Genomic DNA, 18273 nt, shown 5'->3' on the forward strand with positions numbered 1-18273 from the left:
CCGATCCATGAGCGATACCGCCACTACCGGGATCAAACAGAGTTTCCAGTTGAAAAGTGCCAGCGTGTCGCTGACGGCACTTGAGCTTTACTACTTTGACAACGACGAATTTGAAGCCAACCTGCGGGAGAAAATCAGCCAGGCGCCAGGCTTCTTCAAGGACATTCCCCTGATCGTCAGCCTCGATAAATACGAGGGTCTGGACAGCGAACTCGATTTTTTCAAGCTCATCGGTACCTGCCGCCGCCACAATATCCACGTCATCGGCGTCCGGGCGCGTACCGATGATCAGCGCCGACTGGCCCGGGGGGCATCCCTGGCCATCCTTCCCGCTGGCAGCCAGAGGGACCAGAGCGAGAACGCTCAGCCAGAGGAGCCTGCGCCAGAAACTGAGGTGTCTACAGGCAACCAGCCCCCGGAGGCCCGTTATGTGACCCAACCAGTCCGCTCCGGCCAGCAGATCCACGCGCCGGATGGCGATCTGGTGGTGCTTGCGCCGGTGCAGGCCGGGGCCGAGATCCTGGCGGCCGGCAACATTCACGTATACGGCCCGCTGCGGGGCCGGGCACTGGCGGGGGTCAATGGCAGTGAAAATGCCCGTATTTTCTGCCAGTCGCTGGAAGCAGAGCTTGTGTCCATTGCCGGACACTATAAAATCTCCGAAGATCTTCAGGACAGTGGCTGGAAAGGCGCCGTGCAGATCCAGCTCAAGGACGACCTGCTGGTGGTAACGCCACTGGACAAGGCCTGATGTTGTGACAGCCAGCAACATCCGAAGACACGACGAATCCACTGCGAAACAGGAAGCGAATTTTGGCTAGAATCATAGTCGTTACCTCAGGAAAAGGCGGCGTTGGCAAAACCACCACCAGCGCCTCGATCAGTACCGGCCTGGCCAAACGCGGGCATAAAACCGTCGTTATCGATTTCGACGTGGGCCTGCGTAACCTGGACCTGATCATGAACTGCGAACGCCGGGTGGTGTACGACTTCGTCAACGTCATCCAGGGCGAAGCCACACTGAACCAGGCCCTGATCAAGGACAAGCGGGTCGATACCCTGTTCATCCTGCCGGCCTCCCAGACCCGGGAAAAAGAAGCCCTGACCCCGGAAGGCGTCGAGAAGGTGATCAACCAACTGGCCGAAACCTTCGACTACATCGTCTGCGATTCCCCGGCGGGTATCGAACACGGCGCCCTGATGGCCCTCTATCATGCCGATGAGGCTATCGTGGTGACCAATCCCGAAGTTTCCTCGGTGCGCGACTCCGACCGCATTCTGGGCATCCTGCAGAGCAAGTCCCGGCGCGCTGAGAACGGGCTGGACCCGGTTAAGGAACATCTGCTGCTCAGTCGCTACAACCCCCAACGGGTTGAGAGAGGCGAAATGCTGTCGGTGCAGGACGTGGAGGAAATACTCGCCATCCCCCTGCTGGGCGTGATTCCCGAAAGCCAGGTGGTACTCAACGCCTCCAACCAGGGCATGCCAGTGATACTGGAAGAACAGAGCGATGCCGGCCAGGCCTACGACGATGCGGTTGCCCGCCTGCTCGGAGAAGACCGGGAACACCGCTTCCTCAACGCGCAGAAGAAAGGCTTCTTCTCACGGATGTTCAAGGGAGGCTAAGGAATGAGTTTCCTCGATTACTTCCGTAGCAAGAAAACCCCCAGTGCCAGCGTTGCCAAGGAGCGCCTGCAGATCATCGTGGCCCATGAGCGCGGTCAGCGCGCCCAGCCGGACTACCTGCCACAGCTTCAGCAGGAACTGCTGGAGGTGATCCGCAAGTACGTCCAGATCAGTGACGACATGGTACAGGTGGAAGTGGACCGCAATGACAGCTGTTCGGTACTGGAGTTGAATGTAACACTGCCGGAAAAATAGCCCGATATTATCGGGCTGACATGGATGACGAGCGGCCACGGAACGGCTAAGCTTTTACCAACAGACCGCAGGGAAAGAGGTAACGCCCCCTATGCCCAGAGCACAGCAAGCTCAAACTCCCCACAAGATGTATGTCCTCGACACCAACGTCCTGATCCACGACCCCAACGCCCTCCTGAATTTTGAAGAACACGAAGTCATCATCCCGATGACCGTCCTTGAAGAACTCGACAACCTGAAATCCGGCAAACAGGCCGTGGCGGCGGACTGCCGGCAGGCCATTCGCAACATCGACAAGCTCCTGGGCGACGCCCCACCGGCCGATATCGAGCGTGGCGTGCCCATTCTCCGCGGCCCCAAGGCAGAACCCCTGGGTACCCTGTCGATCATCATGACCACCGAATACAACGGTAATCATGCCCTGCCCCAGCACCTGAATGACAACAAGATCATCAATACGCTGGCGGCGCTTCAGGAGCGCAACAAGTCCCGGGACATTATCCTGGTGAGCAAGGACATCAACATGCGCCTGAAAGCCCGGGGCTTTGGTGTCGAGGCGCAGGACTACCACAACGACCAGTTGCTGGACGACATCGACCTGCTGCCCAAAGGCTACCGGGAGTTCCCCAACTCCTTCTGGGACAACATCGAGAAAGTGGAAACGGTGCAGCGTGAGGGGGTGACCGAACACCTGCTGCGCCGGGAAGGCGAGCTGGCCAAGCTCAACATCAATGAGTTCGTGATCGACGAACAGGGCTTTATCGGCCAGGTCGTGGACATTGGCGAAAACCAGATGGTAATCAAGGACCTGCACCAGCATGACCTGATGGATCAGGAAGTCTGGGGGCTGCTGCCCCGGGATATCTATCAGGCGATGGCGCTGAACCTGCTGCTGGACCCGGACGTGCACCTGGTGAACCTGACCGGCTCGGCCGGTTCCGGCAAGACCATCCTCGCCCTGGCGGCCTGCATCGAAATGACGGTGGCCAGCAAGGCCTACAAGCGGATTATCGCGACCCGTTCGACCCAGGGGCTGGATGAAGACATCGGGTTCCTGCCCGGTACCGAAACCGAGAAAATGGAACCCTGGCTGGGCGCCATTGTGGACAACCTGGAAGCCCTGCACGAGGACGACGAGAACATGACCGCCAGCGTCGACTACATCCTCAGCAAGGTGCCCCTGCATTTCAAATCCATGAACTACATCCGGGGCCGAAGCTTCCAGCACAGCCTGATCATTATCGATGAGTGCCAGAACCTGACCCCGCACCAGGTCAAAACCATCATCACCCGCGCCGGCAACGGCTCCAAGGTGATCTGCCTGGGCAACCTGGCGCAGATCGATACGCCCTATCTGAGCCCGCTGAGTTCCGGGCTGACCTACATGACCGAACGCTTCAAAGGGTTCCGGCATGGCGGTCATATCCACCTTCAGGGCGTCCCCCGCTCGGCCCTGGCAGAGTTCGCCGAAGCCAACCTGTAAACCCGGAAAAGAAAAAGGGGAGCCAAGCTCCCCTTTCCTCTCAACCAGTATCTGATCCGGCCACTAGACCCGGTACCGGCTCACTTCCTCGGTCAGCTCACCTGCCAGTTCGTTAAGCCGGCGGGTGGCCTCATCGGCCCGGCGGGTACCGTCTGCTGTCTGCTCAGAGATAGCTACAATCTCATGCACATTCTGGTTGATGGTGTCCGACACGCTGGTCTGTTCCTCCGCCGCACTGGCAATCTGGGCGTTCATATCCGTGATGCTGTGAACCGCCTCGGCAATGCGATGCAGACCGTCGTTCACCTGCCGGGTTTCCTCAACAGTTGCCTCACTCTGCTCCCGGATGGTTCCGATCAGTTTGACGGCATCGGCCGCCCCCTGCTGCAGCCGCTCGATGGTCTGCTGGATTTCCTGGGTGCTCTGCTGGGTCCGGCTGGCCAGGGTACGCACCTCATCAGCCACCACGGCAAAGCCACGACCGGCCTCACCGGCTCGGGCGGCCTCAATGGCGGCGTTGAGCGCCAGCAGGTTGGTCTGGTCGGCAATCTCCCGGATCACTTCCAGAACACGGTCGATCTGGCCGGAATCGGTGCCCAGTTTCTCGATGACCGCTACACCCTGTTCAACCTGCTCCGACAGGCCACCAATCACCTCAATGGCCTGGTGCACCACACCCTGGGCATCGTTGACCTGGGCCATGGCGTGCCCGGCGGAATCCGATGCCTCGCTGGCGTTGCCAGCCACTTCCTGGGCGGCGGCGGTCATTTCGTTCATCGCCGTGGCCACCTGGTCACTTTCCGATTTCTGGCGTTCCACCCCCTGCCCGGCTTCGGACATCACGGCGTTGAGCTCATCGGACGTTTCCTTGAGCGTGACCGCAGACCCGCGGACCCGCTCCACCAGGCCATGAACCTGATCGGCAAAACTGTTAAAGGCGGTGGCCAGATGCCCCAGCTCATCCCGGCTGGAGGCATCCAGCCGCTGGGTCAGGTCGCCGTCGCCACTGGCGATGCCATTCATAGCAGTAACCGCCGATTTCAGCGGCCGGATAATCCCCCGGACCACCACCAGCGCGAGAAAGACGATGATCGCCAGGGCAATCACCGATGTGGTAACCGAACCGAACACGGCCCCACCCAGTGACTGATCGACACTGGATTCCATATGGGCCACCTGGGCCTCCAGACCGTCCACCCAGAAACCGGTGCCGATCATCACACCCCATTCCGGCAACAGTTCGGCATAACCCAGTTTGGGCGCGATCTGGCCGGTTTTCGGGTGTTCCCATCCGTAGGCCACAAAGCCGCCACCACTGCGGGCCGCCTCGACCAGCTCCCGGATCAGGTATTTGCCGTTGGGGTCCTGGAAATCCCAGAGATTCTTCCCCTCCAGAGCCGGCTTGACCCCGTGCATCACGTTCACGCCACTGGTGTCATAGGCAAAGATATAACCGGCACTGCCGGAATCATCAAAACGCAACTGACGAAGGATTTCCCAGGCCTGCTCGCGCACCTCCGGGTCGTTAGCTGACCCCGGCTGTTCGTAAAGGTGCTGGATGGAACTCTTGGCCAGTTGCAGATAGTTCTGCAACTCCTGGCGTTTGCTGGCCTCCATATCCTGGGAAAAGGTGGCCACGGCCTGGTCGCCGATGTTGCTGGCCTGATTCAGGTTATAGGTGGTCAGCAGTGCCGTGAGCAGAATCACCGGCACCAGGGCAAGGAGAAGCACTCGGGTCTGGATCGTCAGTTTTTTCATGGGCTAGGTTCTTCTGTTCAGGGCGTATTGGGCCGAATCGTCCGGCCCCTCTGAAAAAGCGTAGCAACCCTACAGAAAAACACCGAACCAATGCCAGCCGAATACGGCCTCAATCCTTGAATTCGGACTTGTCGAGGCCGTGTTTTTTCATCTTGTCATACAGGGTCTTGCGGGCAATCCCGAGCTGGACCATGGTGTCCTTGATGCTACCGTGGCTGGCATTGAGCGCACTGACAATGGCGGAGCGCTCAAAGGCGTCCATCATCTCTGACAGGGTGCGCCGGCCCACCAGGTTCTCCCGGCCCGGCGCCCGCGCTTCTTCCAGTGCGCTGGGGCCCAACAGTACGTAACGTTCGGCCAGGTTTCGCAGCTCCCGCACGTTGCCCGGCCAGGGGTGCTCCATCAGACGGGCGGCCTGCTCGGCGTCCAGTGGAATGCTTTCCCGGTCATAGCGGGCCGCAGCAATCAGCACAAAGTGGTGAAAGAGCATGGGAATGTCTTCCTTGCGCTCTTTGAGGGACGGAATGTCCACCTTCACCACGTTCAGCCGGTAATACAGGTCCGAGCGGAACTCGCCGGTTTCGCTCAGCTTCTGCAGATCCGCCTTGGTGGCGGCGATGATGCGCAGATCAATGTCCAGCACGTCGTTGCTGCCCAGGCGCTCGACTCTCTGTTCCTCCAGCACCCGCAGCAGTTTCACCTGCAACGGCATGGGCATGCTCTCCACTTCATCAAGGAAAAGCGTACCTTTGTGGGCGTGCTCGATCTTGCCGATACGGCGCTTGTCGGCACCGGTGAAAGCACCCGGCTCGTGGCCGAACAGCTCGCTTTCGATCAGGTGTTCCGGCACGGCCCCACAGTTGATGGCCACGAAGTTGTGATTGCTGCGCGGGCTGTTTTCATGGATATAGCGGGCCAGCGCATCCTTGCCGGAACCGGTATCACCGTGCAGCAGGATGTTGGCGGAAATATCCAGAATGGGATCAATGGTGGCCATCACCCGGCGCATGGCCGGGGAATCACCCAGAATCCTCGGCCCGGGCCGGGCCAACTGACGCAACTGTACCTTCAGCCGCCGGTTTTCCAGGGCCAGGTGCCGTTTCTCCATGGCGTGTCGCAGCAGTTCGATCAGCTCGTCGTGGTCGAAGGGCTTCTCGATGAAATCATAGGCGCCCATCTGCATGGCGGAGACGGCGGTGCTGATGTCCCCCTGCCCGGTCAGCAGGATCACCGGGATATCCTCGTCGATAGCCCGGACTTTCTGCAGCAGTTCAAGGCCATCCATTCCCGGCATGTTGTAGTCGCACAGCATCACGCCGTCGAACTCCGGGGAAACCTGTTTCAGCGACGATGGGCCATCCTCGTAGCAGACCACAGGCAGGCTTTCCAGGTTCAGGGTCTGCTCCATGACCGGTCGGATATCCGGATCATCGTCCACAAAAATTACTGAAGGCTGTGTCATTCCGTGGTCTTCCGCTGTTTCAGTTTCAGAACGAATTCCGCGCCCGGGGCGTCTTCCCGGTTCTGTCCGGTCAGGGTGCCGCCCAGGGCATCAACAATCTGCCTTGAGATCGACAGGCCCAGGCCCAGCCCCTGCTTGACCGACTTGGTGGTGAAAAACGGCTCGAAGATCTGCTCGGTATTACCGGCCAGTCCCGGCCCGTTATCGCGAATACGGCAACGCCAGTAGTCGCCCTCGGCATTCAGATCGATGGTAATCTCCGGCGCTTCCCGGACTTCAACCGCCTGCACCGCATTGGCCAGAAGGTTCACCATCACCTGCTCAATCCGGTTCAGGTCACCATGGCACATGGCGGGCTGGTCCGGGCGCTCCCAGCGGATGTCGATGCCCTCACTGCTCTTCTGGGCCCGGATGATTTTCAGCGCCGCATCCACCGCCATCCGCACATCCACAGTCGAGGGCGGCCCTTCGGACTTGCGGGCAAACACCTTGAACTGCCGGGTCATCTCGGCCATTTTGTCGCACAACCCGATGATCTCCTCGAGGTTGGCGTCCACCATGTCATTGGCGCCCCGCTGCAGGAACTTACGGCTGTTGCGGGCATAGCCCTGAATCGCCGTCAGCGGCTGATTCATTTCATGGTTCAGGCCCGCCGACATCTGGCCCAGCACGGCCAGCTTGGCCGCCTGAATCAACTCCTGCTGGGTTTCCCGCAGTTCGTTCTGGGTCCGCTCCCGCTCCTGGATTTCCTCCAGCAACTGGTCATTGGAACGTTTAAGATCGGCGGTTCGTTGAGCCACCCGCCGCTCCAACTGCTCGCCCCGGATGGCCAGCTCCCGCTCCCTCCGATAACGCTCCCTGAGGTACAGCCAGGTCAGAAAACCGGCCAGGTACAGCGCCAGCCCCATCAACAGGAAGCCAATCCGGCTCCAGGTTACGGACTGGGTGCTTACCAGCACCCGCAACGTCCAGTCGAGCCTCGGCAACTCAGTGCCAACACTCAGGTAATCAGCCGACTGGTCACCTTCTGCCAGCCGGATAGTCTGCGACCCTTCGGACAACACCCAGGGGCTGCCCAGCGTCTCCAGCGCCATCGGCAACAGCTCGCGCTCCGGGTAACGCTGGCGGGTTTCGGGGGCCGGGCTCGAATCCCCCGGACGGAAGTCCCGGTAAAGCCAGCCGGGATTACTGCTTAAAAAGGCAATGCCATCGCCATCAAGCACCACCATTTCCGCCTCCCGTGCCGCATCCGGCCGGTGCCACTGGCTTTCAAGCTCGTGCACCAGCACTTTCACGGCCACGACCCCAAGCATCTTGCCCCGCTGGTCGCGGACCGGGTGAGAGAAATACAGCCCCCGTTCCATCGACTGTGAACCCAGCGCGAAATAGGCCACCGGCCCTCCGGATTCCACCGCGTCCCTGAAGTAGGGCCGAAACGAGTAGTTGTTGCCGACAAAGCTGTCGGGCTGGGCGTAATTGTTGGCGGCGATGGTCATACCCGACATGTCCATAAGGTACACGTCCGAACCGCCCACAATTGTCGCCATTCGCTGCATCTGCCGATTGGCTTCCAGCAGCACGGTTTCGTCGTCTGGCTGTCTGAGGGCGCCGGCCAGCACCGGGTGTTCAGCAACCAGCCCTGGCACCGGCAGGTAACGGTTCAGTTCGTTGGCCACCAGTTGCCGGTAACGGAAAGCTTCCTGCAGACTGCTCTGTTCAAGCTGTCGAAACCCGAACCAGCCGCCCAGCACCCAGGACAGTGCCAATACGGGAATCAGGACCAGTACTGCGTTTATACGGTGGGACATTCATCAGGCTTCCGGCGAAAAGGCTTGGGGGAGACTCTGACCGGGTATCGGTCAGAGTCCCTAGCCTACCGTTGGCCCCGGAACGGGACAACCGGCCTGCAACAGGCCGGCCACCCGTGCCACGCTGCGATCGTCAGGCGGTCGCAACGCTCGGGGCGCGTTTACGCTGGATCATCCAGGCCGCAACCGCCAGACCAATACCCGCCAGATCCGTCCAGATACCGCCTTCAATGGTCAGCAGCGCCGCGACGATAAGCAGCAGACGTACCGGCCAGTTACCGGCAGCCCGGGCAAACCAGCCCATCACGCCGGCAGACAGCAGGTAGACACCGAAAGTGGCGGTTACCAGAGCACGGGCAATCTCGAACCATCCAGCTTCCATCAGCAGCGCGCTGTTGTAGAAGAACATGAACGGCACGATGAAGGCCGCAATACCAATCCGGAACGATGCCACCGAGGTTGCCATGGCATTGGCGCCCGAGATACCGGCTGCGGCATAGGAGGCCAGCGCCACCGGCGGTGTAATGGCAGAAACCACCGCGAAATAGAACACAAAGAAGTGAGCGGTCAGCGGCTCAATACCCAGCTGTACCAGGCCCGGCGCAACCACCGAGGCGGCCACCGCATAGGCTGCGGTCGTCGGCATGCCCATCCCGAGGAGGATGGAAATGAACATGGCAAACACCAGCGCCAGCAGGTGGGAAGCTTCCGCCACATCCAGCAGCAGGACGGAGAAACGGGCACCCACACCGGTGAGTGAAATTACACCCACGATGATACCGGCGGCCGCACACACCACGATGATCTGGATCGACATCATGGCCGCGATATCCAGCGCATGCAGGATTTCACGGATACCCATCTTGTTCGGCGACAGCCAGCTAACCACGGCGGCAGATACAGTCGCCAGGGTGCCGGCGCGGATCACCGAGTAACCCTGGAACAGGGCCACCACCAGGATGATGATGGGGATAAACAGATAGATCTGCTTCACCAGGCGGGAGAACTTCGGCAGTTCGTCCTCGCGCATGCCACGCATGCCGGTCTTGGCCGCCTCGAAGTCCACCATGAAGTAGACCGAGGCAAAATACAGAATGGCCGGGATGATCGCGGCGATGGCAATCTCGGTATACGGGATACCGGTGATTTCCGCCATGATAAAGGCGCCCGCGCCCATGATCGGCGGCATGATCTGGCCACCGGTAGAGGCGGCTGCTTCAACAGCGCCGGCCGAGGTTTTCTTGTAACCCACTTTCTTCATCAGCGGGATGGTCAGTGAGCCGGTGGACACCACGTTACCGGCACTGGTGCCGTTGATCATGCCCATCAGGCCGGAGGCAAAGATGGACACCTTGGCAGGACCACCGCGGGACCGGCCGGCAGCGGCAAAGGCAAAGTTTACAAAGTAATCACCCACCTTGGACGCCTGCAGGAAGGCGGCAAAGATGATGAACAGAATAATGTAGGTAGACGACACAGCGGTGGTCGGCCCGAGGATACCCGCATCGGTATAGACCTGACTGAAGAAACGCTGCACCGACAGCCCCGGATAACCCAGGAACCCGGGCAGATAGGGGCCAGCAAACACATAGGCCAGGAACACCAGGCCAATCACCACCAGCGACATACCGGCGACACGACGTGTCAGTTCCAGGATCAGCGCGGTACCGCCAACCGCCGCGAAGGAAATGCCGATCGGAGCAAAAGGCGTACCGGTAGACATACGCATGGAGGTGTTAAGCACCACCAGTAAATAGGTGGCGACCGCCAAGGAACATACGATCAGGACCAGATCCGGCACACTGAAACGGGCACGGCCCCGCTGGTGAAACCAGGAGGTCACAATACCGACAGTGACGGCAGCCAGCAGCGGCCAGCCGTAGTGCCAGGTTTCCAGCGCCCGATCGATGCGCATGGCGCCGTCGTTCAGCATCTGATAGAAGGCAAACCCCTGGTAAAGTGCGTAAAGCGCCGGCAGCAGCGCGACAGCCCCAACCCAGGTAGTCCAGCGGTGGCGAACACCGCCCTCTTCCGGCGTCGCAAAACGGGCACCGGCGTAAAGCATGAATCCAAGCAACAGGGCACCCGCCACGTGCACGATCCGGAAAGACCAGGTTTCCAGCGGTGCGATATTCAGCGTGTACAGATGGAAAGAGGAATAACCAATGGTCAGAAGGGTGACAAGCTTGAGCAACCAGCCCTCAAACAGGCGACGGTTCGCTTCCACCGGTTCTTCGTCAACATTATGGGCGAGGATATGATCCTCATCCTCAGTAATTCGGGGAGAATGTTGTATTTCGTGTTCAGTAGACATGATGCGACCTGCTAGCGAAAAAGCCAGGCCAGCCGGGAGACTGGCCCGCAGGGGCCGCCGGGCGGCGGCCCCTTCAAGAATGACGGTTACTCGTGGATCCGGTCAGCCGGAATCTCGTAGCCGTTCTCTTTAAACCAGCGCGCTGCGCCCGGATGCCAGGGCAGAACGTTGTTCTTGGTGTAGTTTTCAGGCACAGAAGTACGAGCGGCCTTGTGGATGGAGACCATCTTGTCGTTGTTCTCCATGGTCAGCTTGACCATCTCATAAACCAGGCTCTCCGGTACGTCACAGTTGGCGATGGAGAAGTTCCACATGGAAACCACGCGAGACGGCTCTTCCAGGGACTGGTAGGTGCTGGCCGGAATGATGAACTCGGAAACCGGGAAGTTGTTGATCACTTTCTCAGCTTCAGCGTCGTTCATACCGATGATATTGACGTCAGTCTGGACTTCCAGTTGGCTGACCGCCGGAATGGGGATACCTGCGGCGAAGGCCACCACGTCAATCAGGCCATCCTGAAGCTGACCGCCCAGATCAGACCAGCTGCCGTTACGACGCTCGAAGTCCACACCCAGGGTTTCCATCATGCGCGGAAAGTAAGTGTCAGATGTGGAACCGGCCGGGCCGAAACCGATGGTCGCACCGTCCGGAATGTCGGAGATGGACTCGATGCCGGAGCTGCTCAGGGTAGTGATGGAGAACGGTGTCTGGTACATCGGGAACATCGCGCAGACGTTGTCCATCTTCATGCCCGGAGCCAGCGGGCTCTTGCCGTCCAGGGATTCACGGGCCGGGCCCATGGTGGTCAGGCCGAAGTTCAGGTCGCCAGTGTGGACCAGAGCCATGTTCTGCATCGGGCCGCCGGTGATTTCAGCGCCGCCGGAAATACCCAGGTTCTCGGCCATGTAGTTGGCCCAGCCAGAACCATAGGCGAAGTAAGTGCCGCCCTGACTGGCGGTACCGACGGTAAAGCTTTCCGGCCAGTCGGATTTATCCTGCGCAACCGCCGGGGCTGCTGCAAAAACGGATGAGGCGACCACGGCCGCCACGATGGCTTGGATTTTCATAGAGACTGCTCCCGTATCATTTTGTTTGTTGGGTGCCAACGGGGCCCAGAAGACCCGCTGGCCATTAAGGTAGCAAAGAGCAGGCCAGTAATGGAAAATACTTACAAAACAGAAAGGTGAAGAAAAGAACAGGTAAAGCACTGCTGATTTTGGGTGGAAAACCACCCAAATAAAGAAGGTGATGGGTAGATCTGCACACACACCCACCTGGGCGTCCTTGACGATCGGCGCAAGAGGTTATCAAGCCGCCTGCATGGCGGCGAACTTTTCCGCGATTTCCCCGGCCTCTGACCTGGTTTTCTAAGCCGCCTGCATGGCGGCGAACGGTGGCTTTGGATGTCGGGCCTGCGACAGTTTTTTCTAAGCCGCCTGCATGGCGGCGAACTTCATCTTCTTTCGCCTGGTCCGGGCCGCCGGTTTCTAAGCCGCCTGCATGGCGGCGAACTTTTCCGCGATTTCCCCGGCCTCTGACCTGGTTTTCTAAGCCGCCTGCATGGCGGCGAACGGTGGCTTTGGATGTCGGGCCTGCGACAGTTTTTTCTAAGCCGCCTGCATGGCGGCGAACGGCATTTCCGCCAGGGCTCCGAACCCCGCCCGTTTCTAAGCCGCCTGCATGGCGGCGAACCCCTGGTAGGGCTCGCAGGTGAACTTCAGGAATTTCTAAGCCGCCTGCATGGCGGCGAACCCCAGCACAAACCTGACAGATTCGGGGACGGTTTTCTAAGCCGCCTGCATGGCGGCGAACGATCGTCGGCGGCGTCGCCGTCCTGGGCGCGTTTTCTAAGCCGCCTGCATGGCGGCGAACGGTTGTGCAGATGCCGGGTGGCGTTCGTGTTATTTTCTAAGCCGCCTGCATGGCGGCGAACGTACCGCTTGCGGGGCCATTCGTGGTTCAACATTTCTAAGCCGCCTGCATGGCGGCGAACGCCGGAAAAACTCGATGCAATACCTGCGTAATTTTCTAAGCCGCCTGCATGGCGGCGAACGCTCTCATTTCGACATCCCTTGCTGCGGTTAATTTCTAAGCCGCCTGCATGGCGGCGAACCGTTTGAGCCAGTTACGGCAACGCTTGAGACTTTTCTAAGCCGCCTGCATGGCGGCGAACTCCGGTATACACCCAGGCTAGATGCACCCACTTTTCTAAGCCGCCTGCATGGCGGCGAACCATCTGGCCCCGAGAAGGCGCGGTCGCGTACATTTCTAAGCCGCCTGCATGGCGGCGAACGGTTTCATCTTCGGCGCTGTCCGCTTCAACGTTTTCTAAGCCGCCTGCATGGCGGCGAACGGCGTCGTTGTCCACGCCGGAGGTGGCCAGGTTTTCTAAGCCGCCTGCATGGCGGCGAACCCAGCAGGCGCTTGTAGATGTTATTACTCATGTTTCTAAGCCGCCTGCATGGCGGCGAACAAGGTAGCACCCGCCTCCTAACCGTTCATCATTTTCTAAGCCGCCTGCATGGCGGCGAACACTGTCGGCGGCGTGTGTATGACCAGGCTTGTTTTCTAAGCCGCCTGCATGGCGGCGAACTTCCGGGGCGGGTTCGCCCAGGTCAAGTGGATTTTCTAAGCCGCCTGCATGGCGGCGAACGCCTACCTGGAGCAGCAGCGAAAACAGCAGCATTTCTAAGCCGCCTGCATGGCGGCGAACTCTTTGGCGCTGGTGTCGGTGCGGCCTGCGATTTTCTAAGCCGCCTGCATGGCGGCGAACGCGCCGTTTGTGGGAGTGCTGCGGCCTGCGACTTTCTAAGCCGCCTGCATGGCGGCGAACTGACGGACTGGATGCGCTCCAGTTCGTTTAGTCTTCTAAGCCGCCTGCATGGCGGCGAACGCGAAGGATCCGCCGCGCGGCCACGCCGTGATCTTCTAAGCCGCCTGCATGGCGGCGAACTATGCGGCAAATGCAAAAAAACAAGTTACAGCCAGCACTTACCGGAAGAGTATCAATTTAACCTTCCTGAAATGCACGACTGCAACTTGCTGATTTATATAGCTCAATTTTAAAGAGCAGAATTTTGGTGTCAGAAGACGGGTAATCCCACAGGTGCGCCAGGAGAGCTCAGCCCATAACAGTTCAACTCGCCATGCTTCGCGCGCTCATGCTCCTCCATATTGATAAATAAGGGGAATTTCCGGGCGGAACTACCATCACGTTTTTTGGCCCGTTGGCTTTCCATCCAGATATAAGGCAATCCGGTTTCTGGCTCTGGCCGAGTCTTTTCCAAAGCCAGTAGACAGTCCTCCAAAGGTTTCCCTGACTTCGCCGCCCAGCGTTTAGCCTTGTTCAGCTCATCCTTTTCAATACGAGCCTGGCCTTTGGCATGGTAACGTCGGAAAGAAACATAACCCGTCGCCTGAGGCACGGGTTTTATGGACTTAACATGAACATAGTCTGAAAGACGCTCCACGTAGGAGGCGACATCCACTCTCTCCAACTGGCTTTGCTCTTCTGCGTATAGCCGAAGCTTTCTGCCCAGCGGAAATCCTCGCTGACCGTATTCAGGGAACCCAACCGCAACTGCGCTTAAATTTTCACCAATTTTTTTATCAACCAGGGCAATATGCACTTGCTGATACAGCTTTTGCCAAAGAAATCCCAGCGCAATATCCGAGTCCGATAACAGAGTAATATCCTGGTAGAAGTTCATACCTACTCCTACTTGTCACTTTCACCAAAAACACCACCACGTACCAGCACCGCCATCACATAGTGCTCGTCTTCAATGCGCTCTAGTTGACCACCGCGTGCCCAAGAATCAAAGAGCGTATAAAAATCCTGTTTTTCTTTCGGCGTTCTGTAGGCTTTTCCCAGATTGGTCACTGCCCCGTATGGCTCGATCGCGATTGCACCCGCACTCTGATCCTCATCTCCGTACGCGGGGTACCAGGTGTCAATGGAGCGCAGTGCGTTGCCTATTTTTTGTGAGTGCATGGCAGCATGTCCCTGCACATCGTATAGGACCTTGCTCTTTTTGCTCTTACCCTTGTCCAGTACCAACTCTTCCGAAGGGTATACTTCCTGCGCCTTGCCCAACTGGGCATAGGTAGTAACCTCAAGCACCAACGCACCGTCACCACTGGCCAGGGTTTGCGCAATTTTTTCACCCAGTGCATTAATCTTTTCATCATGCTGCTCAAAGCTTCGGGTGCTGTAATTCAGGGCATCAAAGGTCCACTGTTCATCCCGCCCTTTATTGAGCACTCTTACCTGCACTTCAATTTGCTCAGCCCCCACGCGGTTGCGCCAGAGGAAACGGGCATTGGCAATGTTGTGCGCGTATCGGCGCCCCAACTCCTGAAAACCTTCCCTATCGATATAATCGCGGGCTGCCTGGTAATAGCTCTGTTTGAACTGGGCGTTATTGCAGGCAGAAGGATGTTCAACGCCGCCCAGTACTTTCAGTGTGAACTGATGCTTGAGAGTGTTCTGGCCTGTTCCAAGCGCACACGCATCTATGGTTTGCAGGTTTGGCTTTTCAACTTCGGCATTCAATTTAGCTGGATCATTTTTAACAGCTGCCTTCAGTCGATTCGAGATAGTGCCCCGCACAGACTTCTCACGCAGCTGCAAAGGGACTGTATCTGTCTGGGTGTCCCAACAGGTGCCATAAAAATAGCCATCAGAAGGAACCAGTTTTTTCTCAAATGCCAGAACCGATGCCGTATCGTTAGTCTTCGCCATGTTATTACTCCCTTTCTTCCATAATCGGGCTTTAAAAAAGGCCGCTGTGTGGGGTTTCAGTTTGTACCTGTTGGCACAGGTACAGGTCATTGGGTAAGTCAGCGTTGTACTCCCATAGGGCCTCATCGAGATCTTCGATTCGGTGTGCCATCTTGAATTCGCCCAAGGTAACCACGCTTTCTGCAAAACGATGTGGCGTGTCTGCATCGCGCTGATTTTTCGCCGGCCCTACAGGGCTGATGCCTTGGAAGCCAGTCGCGATAGGCACAATCCAACCATGGGTTTTGCGGTGGCTGTGCCAAATAACATCACCATTCTCATCTTGCTCACATTGATGATGCACCGTTACGTGTTCGAGCAGCGCATCCAGTGCATCGGTACCCTGCTTCATTGCCTCCTGCATCAGCTCCCGACGCTCAAGCAGGGCGAAACCAGGCATTAAACTCCGCATCACCTTCTGGACTTCTTTAGCCTCGCTGTCATCCAGTGCCTTTAGCTCGGGGAAATCGAAATCAAGCAAGTCTCCTCCCGCAACCTTCATTCGACTCAGCAACTGATTCAGTCGCTCGAAAAATGCCGTTTTTTCAACCCTCTCAAGGTCATCATCGTCAGCGCGATACTCGATTAGCAGGCTCACATCCAGGTGACAGCGGGCTTCCTCAATAAAGGCTGAGCGCTGTCCGTCTCTATCCAGTGGGTTGGCGGTACCAACAATGGAATGCACATAGTCTCCGGGGCCTTGATAGGTTTGCAGATCGCACCGATGGCTAATTACGCCCGTAGCCACCAGCCGAAGTGTGGGATAATCACTGGCTTTTAGTTTGCGCTCAAGAGCATGCACAAATCCGAGCCAAGCGGTCATGGCAGGGAACCCAATAGTGAACGGGCTGGAAAGCGCATTGGCGTTATGAACTTTAAGATGCGGAAGCACCAATAGCCGTCGGGTACTCATAGCAAAGCCTCTCTATTTTGTTCGATCACCCGTGCAAAGGCTTCCAGCTCCTTATCACCCAGCTGGATTGCCGATTTCCCCACTACTTTTTGATAGCTGCGAATGAAATGGCGAGTGGCATCCTTAATCAGGGTTTTGAACCATGGCGCATCCACGGTGCGCTGGCCCGCATGTTCTGGAAAAAGCCATAGCTTTTGCTCCCCCTGCAAGCTCTCCGGCCGGGCTTCTTGAGGCTGGTCTTCGAACGCATTGCGTACCTGCCACATCTTAAGGATCAAGTGATCTACATATTCCTGGATTCTGTAGTCACGGCCATCACGGATATGAACGTTGTTGTAATCCGTCGTTAGCAGGCGATGGAAAGCCTGAAAGGTCTCCTGAAGCTGCCTGGGATAAAACACATCGTCGAAGAAGTCTCTTGTGGGTAGGCGTACATTCCTGGGGGTCAGCTCAGGCGGCATCGATAACAGGAGGTGGGCTTTGCCTGCGTTTTGGTTATTCAGAACGCTTATGTTCTGAGGCTTGGTGCCACCGAAACCTATCGTCGTCAGATTGTAGACTTCCTGATACCCAGTCTCAGAATGCTGGTTGTTTTTTCTAAGCTCTCTGGCTTCTTTAACCTCTTCAGCAAAACGCAGGCGATCCAGACGCTGTCGCATTTCAAACAGGTGGCCAGAGTGACTCAAAATTGACAACAGGTGGTAATTCTCTGTGTCATCTTCTTCAATCGGGAAATAGACCTGCTTTATTTTAGAGCTGGTGACGGCTTCATCTTTGGTCGCCACCATTGCAAGAAATCCTTTCCTTAAATCCTCGGGGTTGCCGTTAGCCTTCTTTAGTAGGGACTGCGCAAGTTCTGTGTCATCCTGAATATGCTGAAGCAGTGTTCTCTGATCCTTGAGGTTTAAGGTCAGAAACTTGTATACGTCCAATGCGGCAGCATTGCCTAACGCATCGGGATCAACCTGTATATTTCCACTGCGCAAAAAACCATCCGCCGATGGTTTCGACCGGGCGATGACTGAACTGGCGTAACCATTCTTATTTTTACGGGCACTGGGGTGGCTGAATGTGCAAGGGTGTGTAGCCATCGAAATCTGGCCTGCACGTTTGGCGGCGTTTGGCAGCCAATTCTTGAGAGCAAAGACATCTTCGCACTCCTGTTCTTTTTCTCGCACTTCCGCCTCTGACATGGAGGCCTTTAGGACTTTCTTTAGCCAAGCTGCTTTGCGCTCCGCAAAGAATTGCTCAATGGCCGGGTCAATCATAATCATCTCCTTCAAACCCATTGGTCATTGCTGGCTTTCACCAACCCCAACTGATCGTTATACCGATAGCGATTCCCATCCCTGTGATGGCTCAGGTTGATCTCACCTAACCGCTGCGAAGTCCGCTTTACGTCCATTCCCATCTGTTCACTTTGCTTTGCGACCAACAATCCATAGTCACGTTTAAGCCAAAGCCGCTCCGCCCTTTCTTGAGATAGCGGTTGATGCTGGATGTCCAGAAATGTCTCTAACGGCACCCAACCACTCTGGCGATCATAGATATGAAAAGACGCAGTGCCGCTATCATTCAAAACCAGGTACAGATTCAGCCCCGGCTCACTGTTCCGGAAACGATTAAACTGCTGGGGTAAGGCGGTCATCCACCAGTGGTCATCGGTATACCCCCAAAGATGCTTCGGACTGTTGACGGGATCGTCGCTCGGCTTTGTTTCATCTTTGAGATAATGACACCCGAGGGTCTGGCCAATAGCAAAATGCTCCAAAGCGGCTAGGGAGACTCTGAATAAGTCCCCAAAATCAGCGATAATACGGCCATCGTCAACCGCATAGGATCGTTGCCACCATGGATCAGATCACCTTCTC

14 protein-coding genes and 1 CRISPR repeat array are annotated in these 18273 nt (G+C 57.5%); of the genes, 4 read left to right on the forward strand and 10 right to left on the reverse strand.

Annotated elements, in window-relative coordinates; genetic code table 11:
- Positions 1–7: 7 nt before the first annotated feature.
- The 4 genes from minC to HNR38_RS10145 all read left to right on the forward strand — a co-directional run bounded on the left by minC (position 8) and on the right by HNR38_RS10145 (position 3364).
- Complete coding sequence (minC, locus tag HNR38_RS10130; protein ID WP_183703281.1) at positions 8–751, forward strand: septum site-determining protein MinC; 744 nt, start codon at positions 8–10, stop codon at positions 749–751.
- 62 nt (positions 752–813) lie between these two features.
- On the forward strand, positions 814–1626 hold the full coding sequence (gene minD / locus HNR38_RS10135) for a septum site-determining protein MinD (protein WP_183703284.1): 813 nt from the start codon (positions 814–816) through the stop codon (positions 1624–1626).
- Between the two features lie 3 nt (positions 1627–1629).
- On the forward strand, positions 1630–1881 hold the full coding sequence (gene minE / locus HNR38_RS10140; protein WP_183703287.1) for a cell division topological specificity factor MinE: 252 nt from the start codon (positions 1630–1632) through the stop codon (positions 1879–1881).
- Positions 1882–1972: 91 nt separating this feature from the next.
- Positions 1973–3364, forward strand: coding sequence for a PhoH family protein (locus HNR38_RS10145; protein WP_379919152.1), 1392 nt, complete (start codon positions 1973–1975; stop codon positions 3362–3364).
- A 63-nt stretch (positions 3365–3427) separates the two neighbouring features.
- On the opposite strand, the gene HNR38_RS10150 is transcribed toward HNR38_RS10145, so the two are convergent.
- From HNR38_RS10150 to HNR38_RS10195, 10 genes are all read right to left on the reverse strand, one after another.
- Positions 3428–5122 carry a methyl-accepting chemotaxis protein gene (locus HNR38_RS10150; protein WP_183703291.1) on the reverse strand — a complete coding sequence of 565 codons (1695 nt, stop codon included), beginning with the start codon at positions 5120–5122 and terminating at the stop codon, positions 3428–3430.
- A gap of 109 nt (positions 5123–5231) precedes the next feature.
- A complete protein-coding gene (locus HNR38_RS10155; RefSeq protein WP_183703295.1) occupies positions 5232–6584 on the reverse strand; it encodes a sigma-54-dependent transcriptional regulator in 1353 nt (450 codons plus the stop codon).
- Entirely contained in the window at positions 6581–8392 is a 1812-nt protein-coding gene (locus HNR38_RS10160) for a sensor histidine kinase (RefSeq protein ID WP_183703298.1), read from the reverse strand. Before HNR38_RS10160 ends, HNR38_RS10155 begins: the two co-directional genes overlap by 4 nt.
- 133 nt (positions 8393–8525) lie before the next feature.
- Positions 8526–10706 carry a TRAP transporter permease gene (locus tag HNR38_RS10165; protein ID WP_183703301.1) on the reverse strand — a complete coding sequence of 727 codons (2181 nt, stop codon included), beginning with the start codon at positions 10704–10706 and terminating at the stop codon, positions 8526–8528.
- Positions 10707–10792: 86 nt separating this feature from the next.
- The gene (locus HNR38_RS10170; protein WP_183703304.1) at positions 10793–11773 is read right to left on the reverse strand and encodes a TAXI family TRAP transporter solute-binding subunit; all 981 of its coding nucleotides are present in this window, start codon (positions 11771–11773) and stop codon (positions 10793–10795) included.
- A gap of 237 nt (positions 11774–12010) precedes the next feature.
- Positions 12011–13659: direct repeats of the CRISPR family, unit length 28 nt; unit sequence TTTCTAAGCCGCCTGCATGGCGGCGAAC.
- A gap of 130 nt (positions 13660–13789) precedes the next feature.
- On the reverse strand, positions 13790–14416 hold the full coding sequence (gene cas6f, locus HNR38_RS10175) for a type I-F CRISPR-associated endoribonuclease Cas6/Csy4 (RefSeq protein WP_183703306.1): 627 nt from the start codon (positions 14414–14416) through the stop codon (positions 13790–13792).
- A gap of 8 nt (positions 14417–14424) precedes the next feature.
- Positions 14425–15450 (reverse strand): type I-F CRISPR-associated protein Csy3, encoded by a 1026-nt coding sequence (gene csy3, locus HNR38_RS10180; protein ID WP_183703311.1) that lies wholly within the window; start codon positions 15448–15450, stop codon positions 14425–14427.
- A 31-nt stretch (positions 15451–15481) separates the two neighbouring features.
- A complete protein-coding gene (gene csy2, locus HNR38_RS10185; RefSeq protein WP_183703314.1) occupies positions 15482–16402 on the reverse strand; it encodes a type I-F CRISPR-associated protein Csy2 in 921 nt (306 codons plus the stop codon).
- Complete coding sequence (gene csy1 / locus HNR38_RS10190; protein ID WP_183703317.1) at positions 16399–17670, reverse strand: type I-F CRISPR-associated protein Csy1; 1272 nt, start codon at positions 17668–17670, stop codon at positions 16399–16401. Before csy1 ends, csy2 begins: the two co-directional genes overlap by 4 nt.
- 11 nt (positions 17671–17681) lie before the next feature.
- A complete protein-coding gene (locus HNR38_RS10195) occupies positions 17682–18173 on the reverse strand; it encodes a hypothetical protein (protein ID WP_183703321.1) in 492 nt (163 codons plus the stop codon).
- Positions 18174–18273 lie beyond the last annotated feature (100 nt).

This window comes from Marinobacter oulmenensis (assembly GCF_014201735.1).
Classification (GTDB): Bacteria; Pseudomonadota; Gammaproteobacteria; order Pseudomonadales; family Oleiphilaceae; genus Marinobacter; species Marinobacter oulmenensis.

What these genes read in the sequence shown, in the direction of transcription:
- csy1 (WP_183703317.1), bottom strand. Translation starts at nt 17,670, where the DNA reads ATGATTGACCCGGCCATTGAGCAATTCTTTGCGGAGCGCAAAGCAGCT.
- cas6f (WP_183703306.1), bottom strand. Translation starts at nt 14,416, where the DNA reads ATGAACTTCTACCAGGATATTACTCTGTTATCGGACTCGGATATTGCG.
- HNR38_RS10170 (WP_183703304.1), bottom strand. Translation starts at nt 11,773, where the DNA reads ATGAAAATCCAAGCCATCGTGGCGGCCGTGGTCGCCTCATCCGTTTTT.
- HNR38_RS10145 (WP_379919152.1), top strand. Translation starts at nt 1,973, where the DNA reads ATGCCCAGAGCACAGCAAGCTCAAACTCCCCACAAGATGTATGTCCTC.
- minE (WP_183703287.1), top strand. Translation starts at nt 1,630, where the DNA reads ATGAGTTTCCTCGATTACTTCCGTAGCAAGAAAACCCCCAGTGCCAGC.
- minC (WP_183703281.1), top strand. Translation starts at nt 8, where the DNA reads ATGAGCGATACCGCCACTACCGGGATCAAACAGAGTTTCCAGTTGAAA.
- HNR38_RS10160 (WP_183703298.1), bottom strand. Translation starts at nt 8,392, where the DNA reads ATGTCCCACCGTATAAACGCAGTACTGGTCCTGATTCCCGTATTGGCA.
- HNR38_RS10165 (WP_183703301.1), bottom strand. Translation starts at nt 10,706, where the DNA reads ATGTCTACTGAACACGAAATACAACATTCTCCCCGAATTACTGAGGAT.
- HNR38_RS10155 (WP_183703295.1), bottom strand. Translation starts at nt 6,584, where the DNA reads ATGACACAGCCTTCAGTAATTTTTGTGGACGATGATCCGGATATCCGA.
- HNR38_RS10150 (WP_183703291.1), bottom strand. Translation starts at nt 5,122, where the DNA reads ATGAAAAAACTGACGATCCAGACCCGAGTGCTTCTCCTTGCCCTGGTG.
- csy2 (WP_183703314.1), bottom strand. Translation starts at nt 16,402, where the DNA reads ATGAGTACCCGACGGCTATTGGTGCTTCCGCATCTTAAAGTTCATAAC.
- csy3 (WP_183703311.1), bottom strand. Translation starts at nt 15,450, where the DNA reads ATGGCGAAGACTAACGATACGGCATCGGTTCTGGCATTTGAGAAAAAA.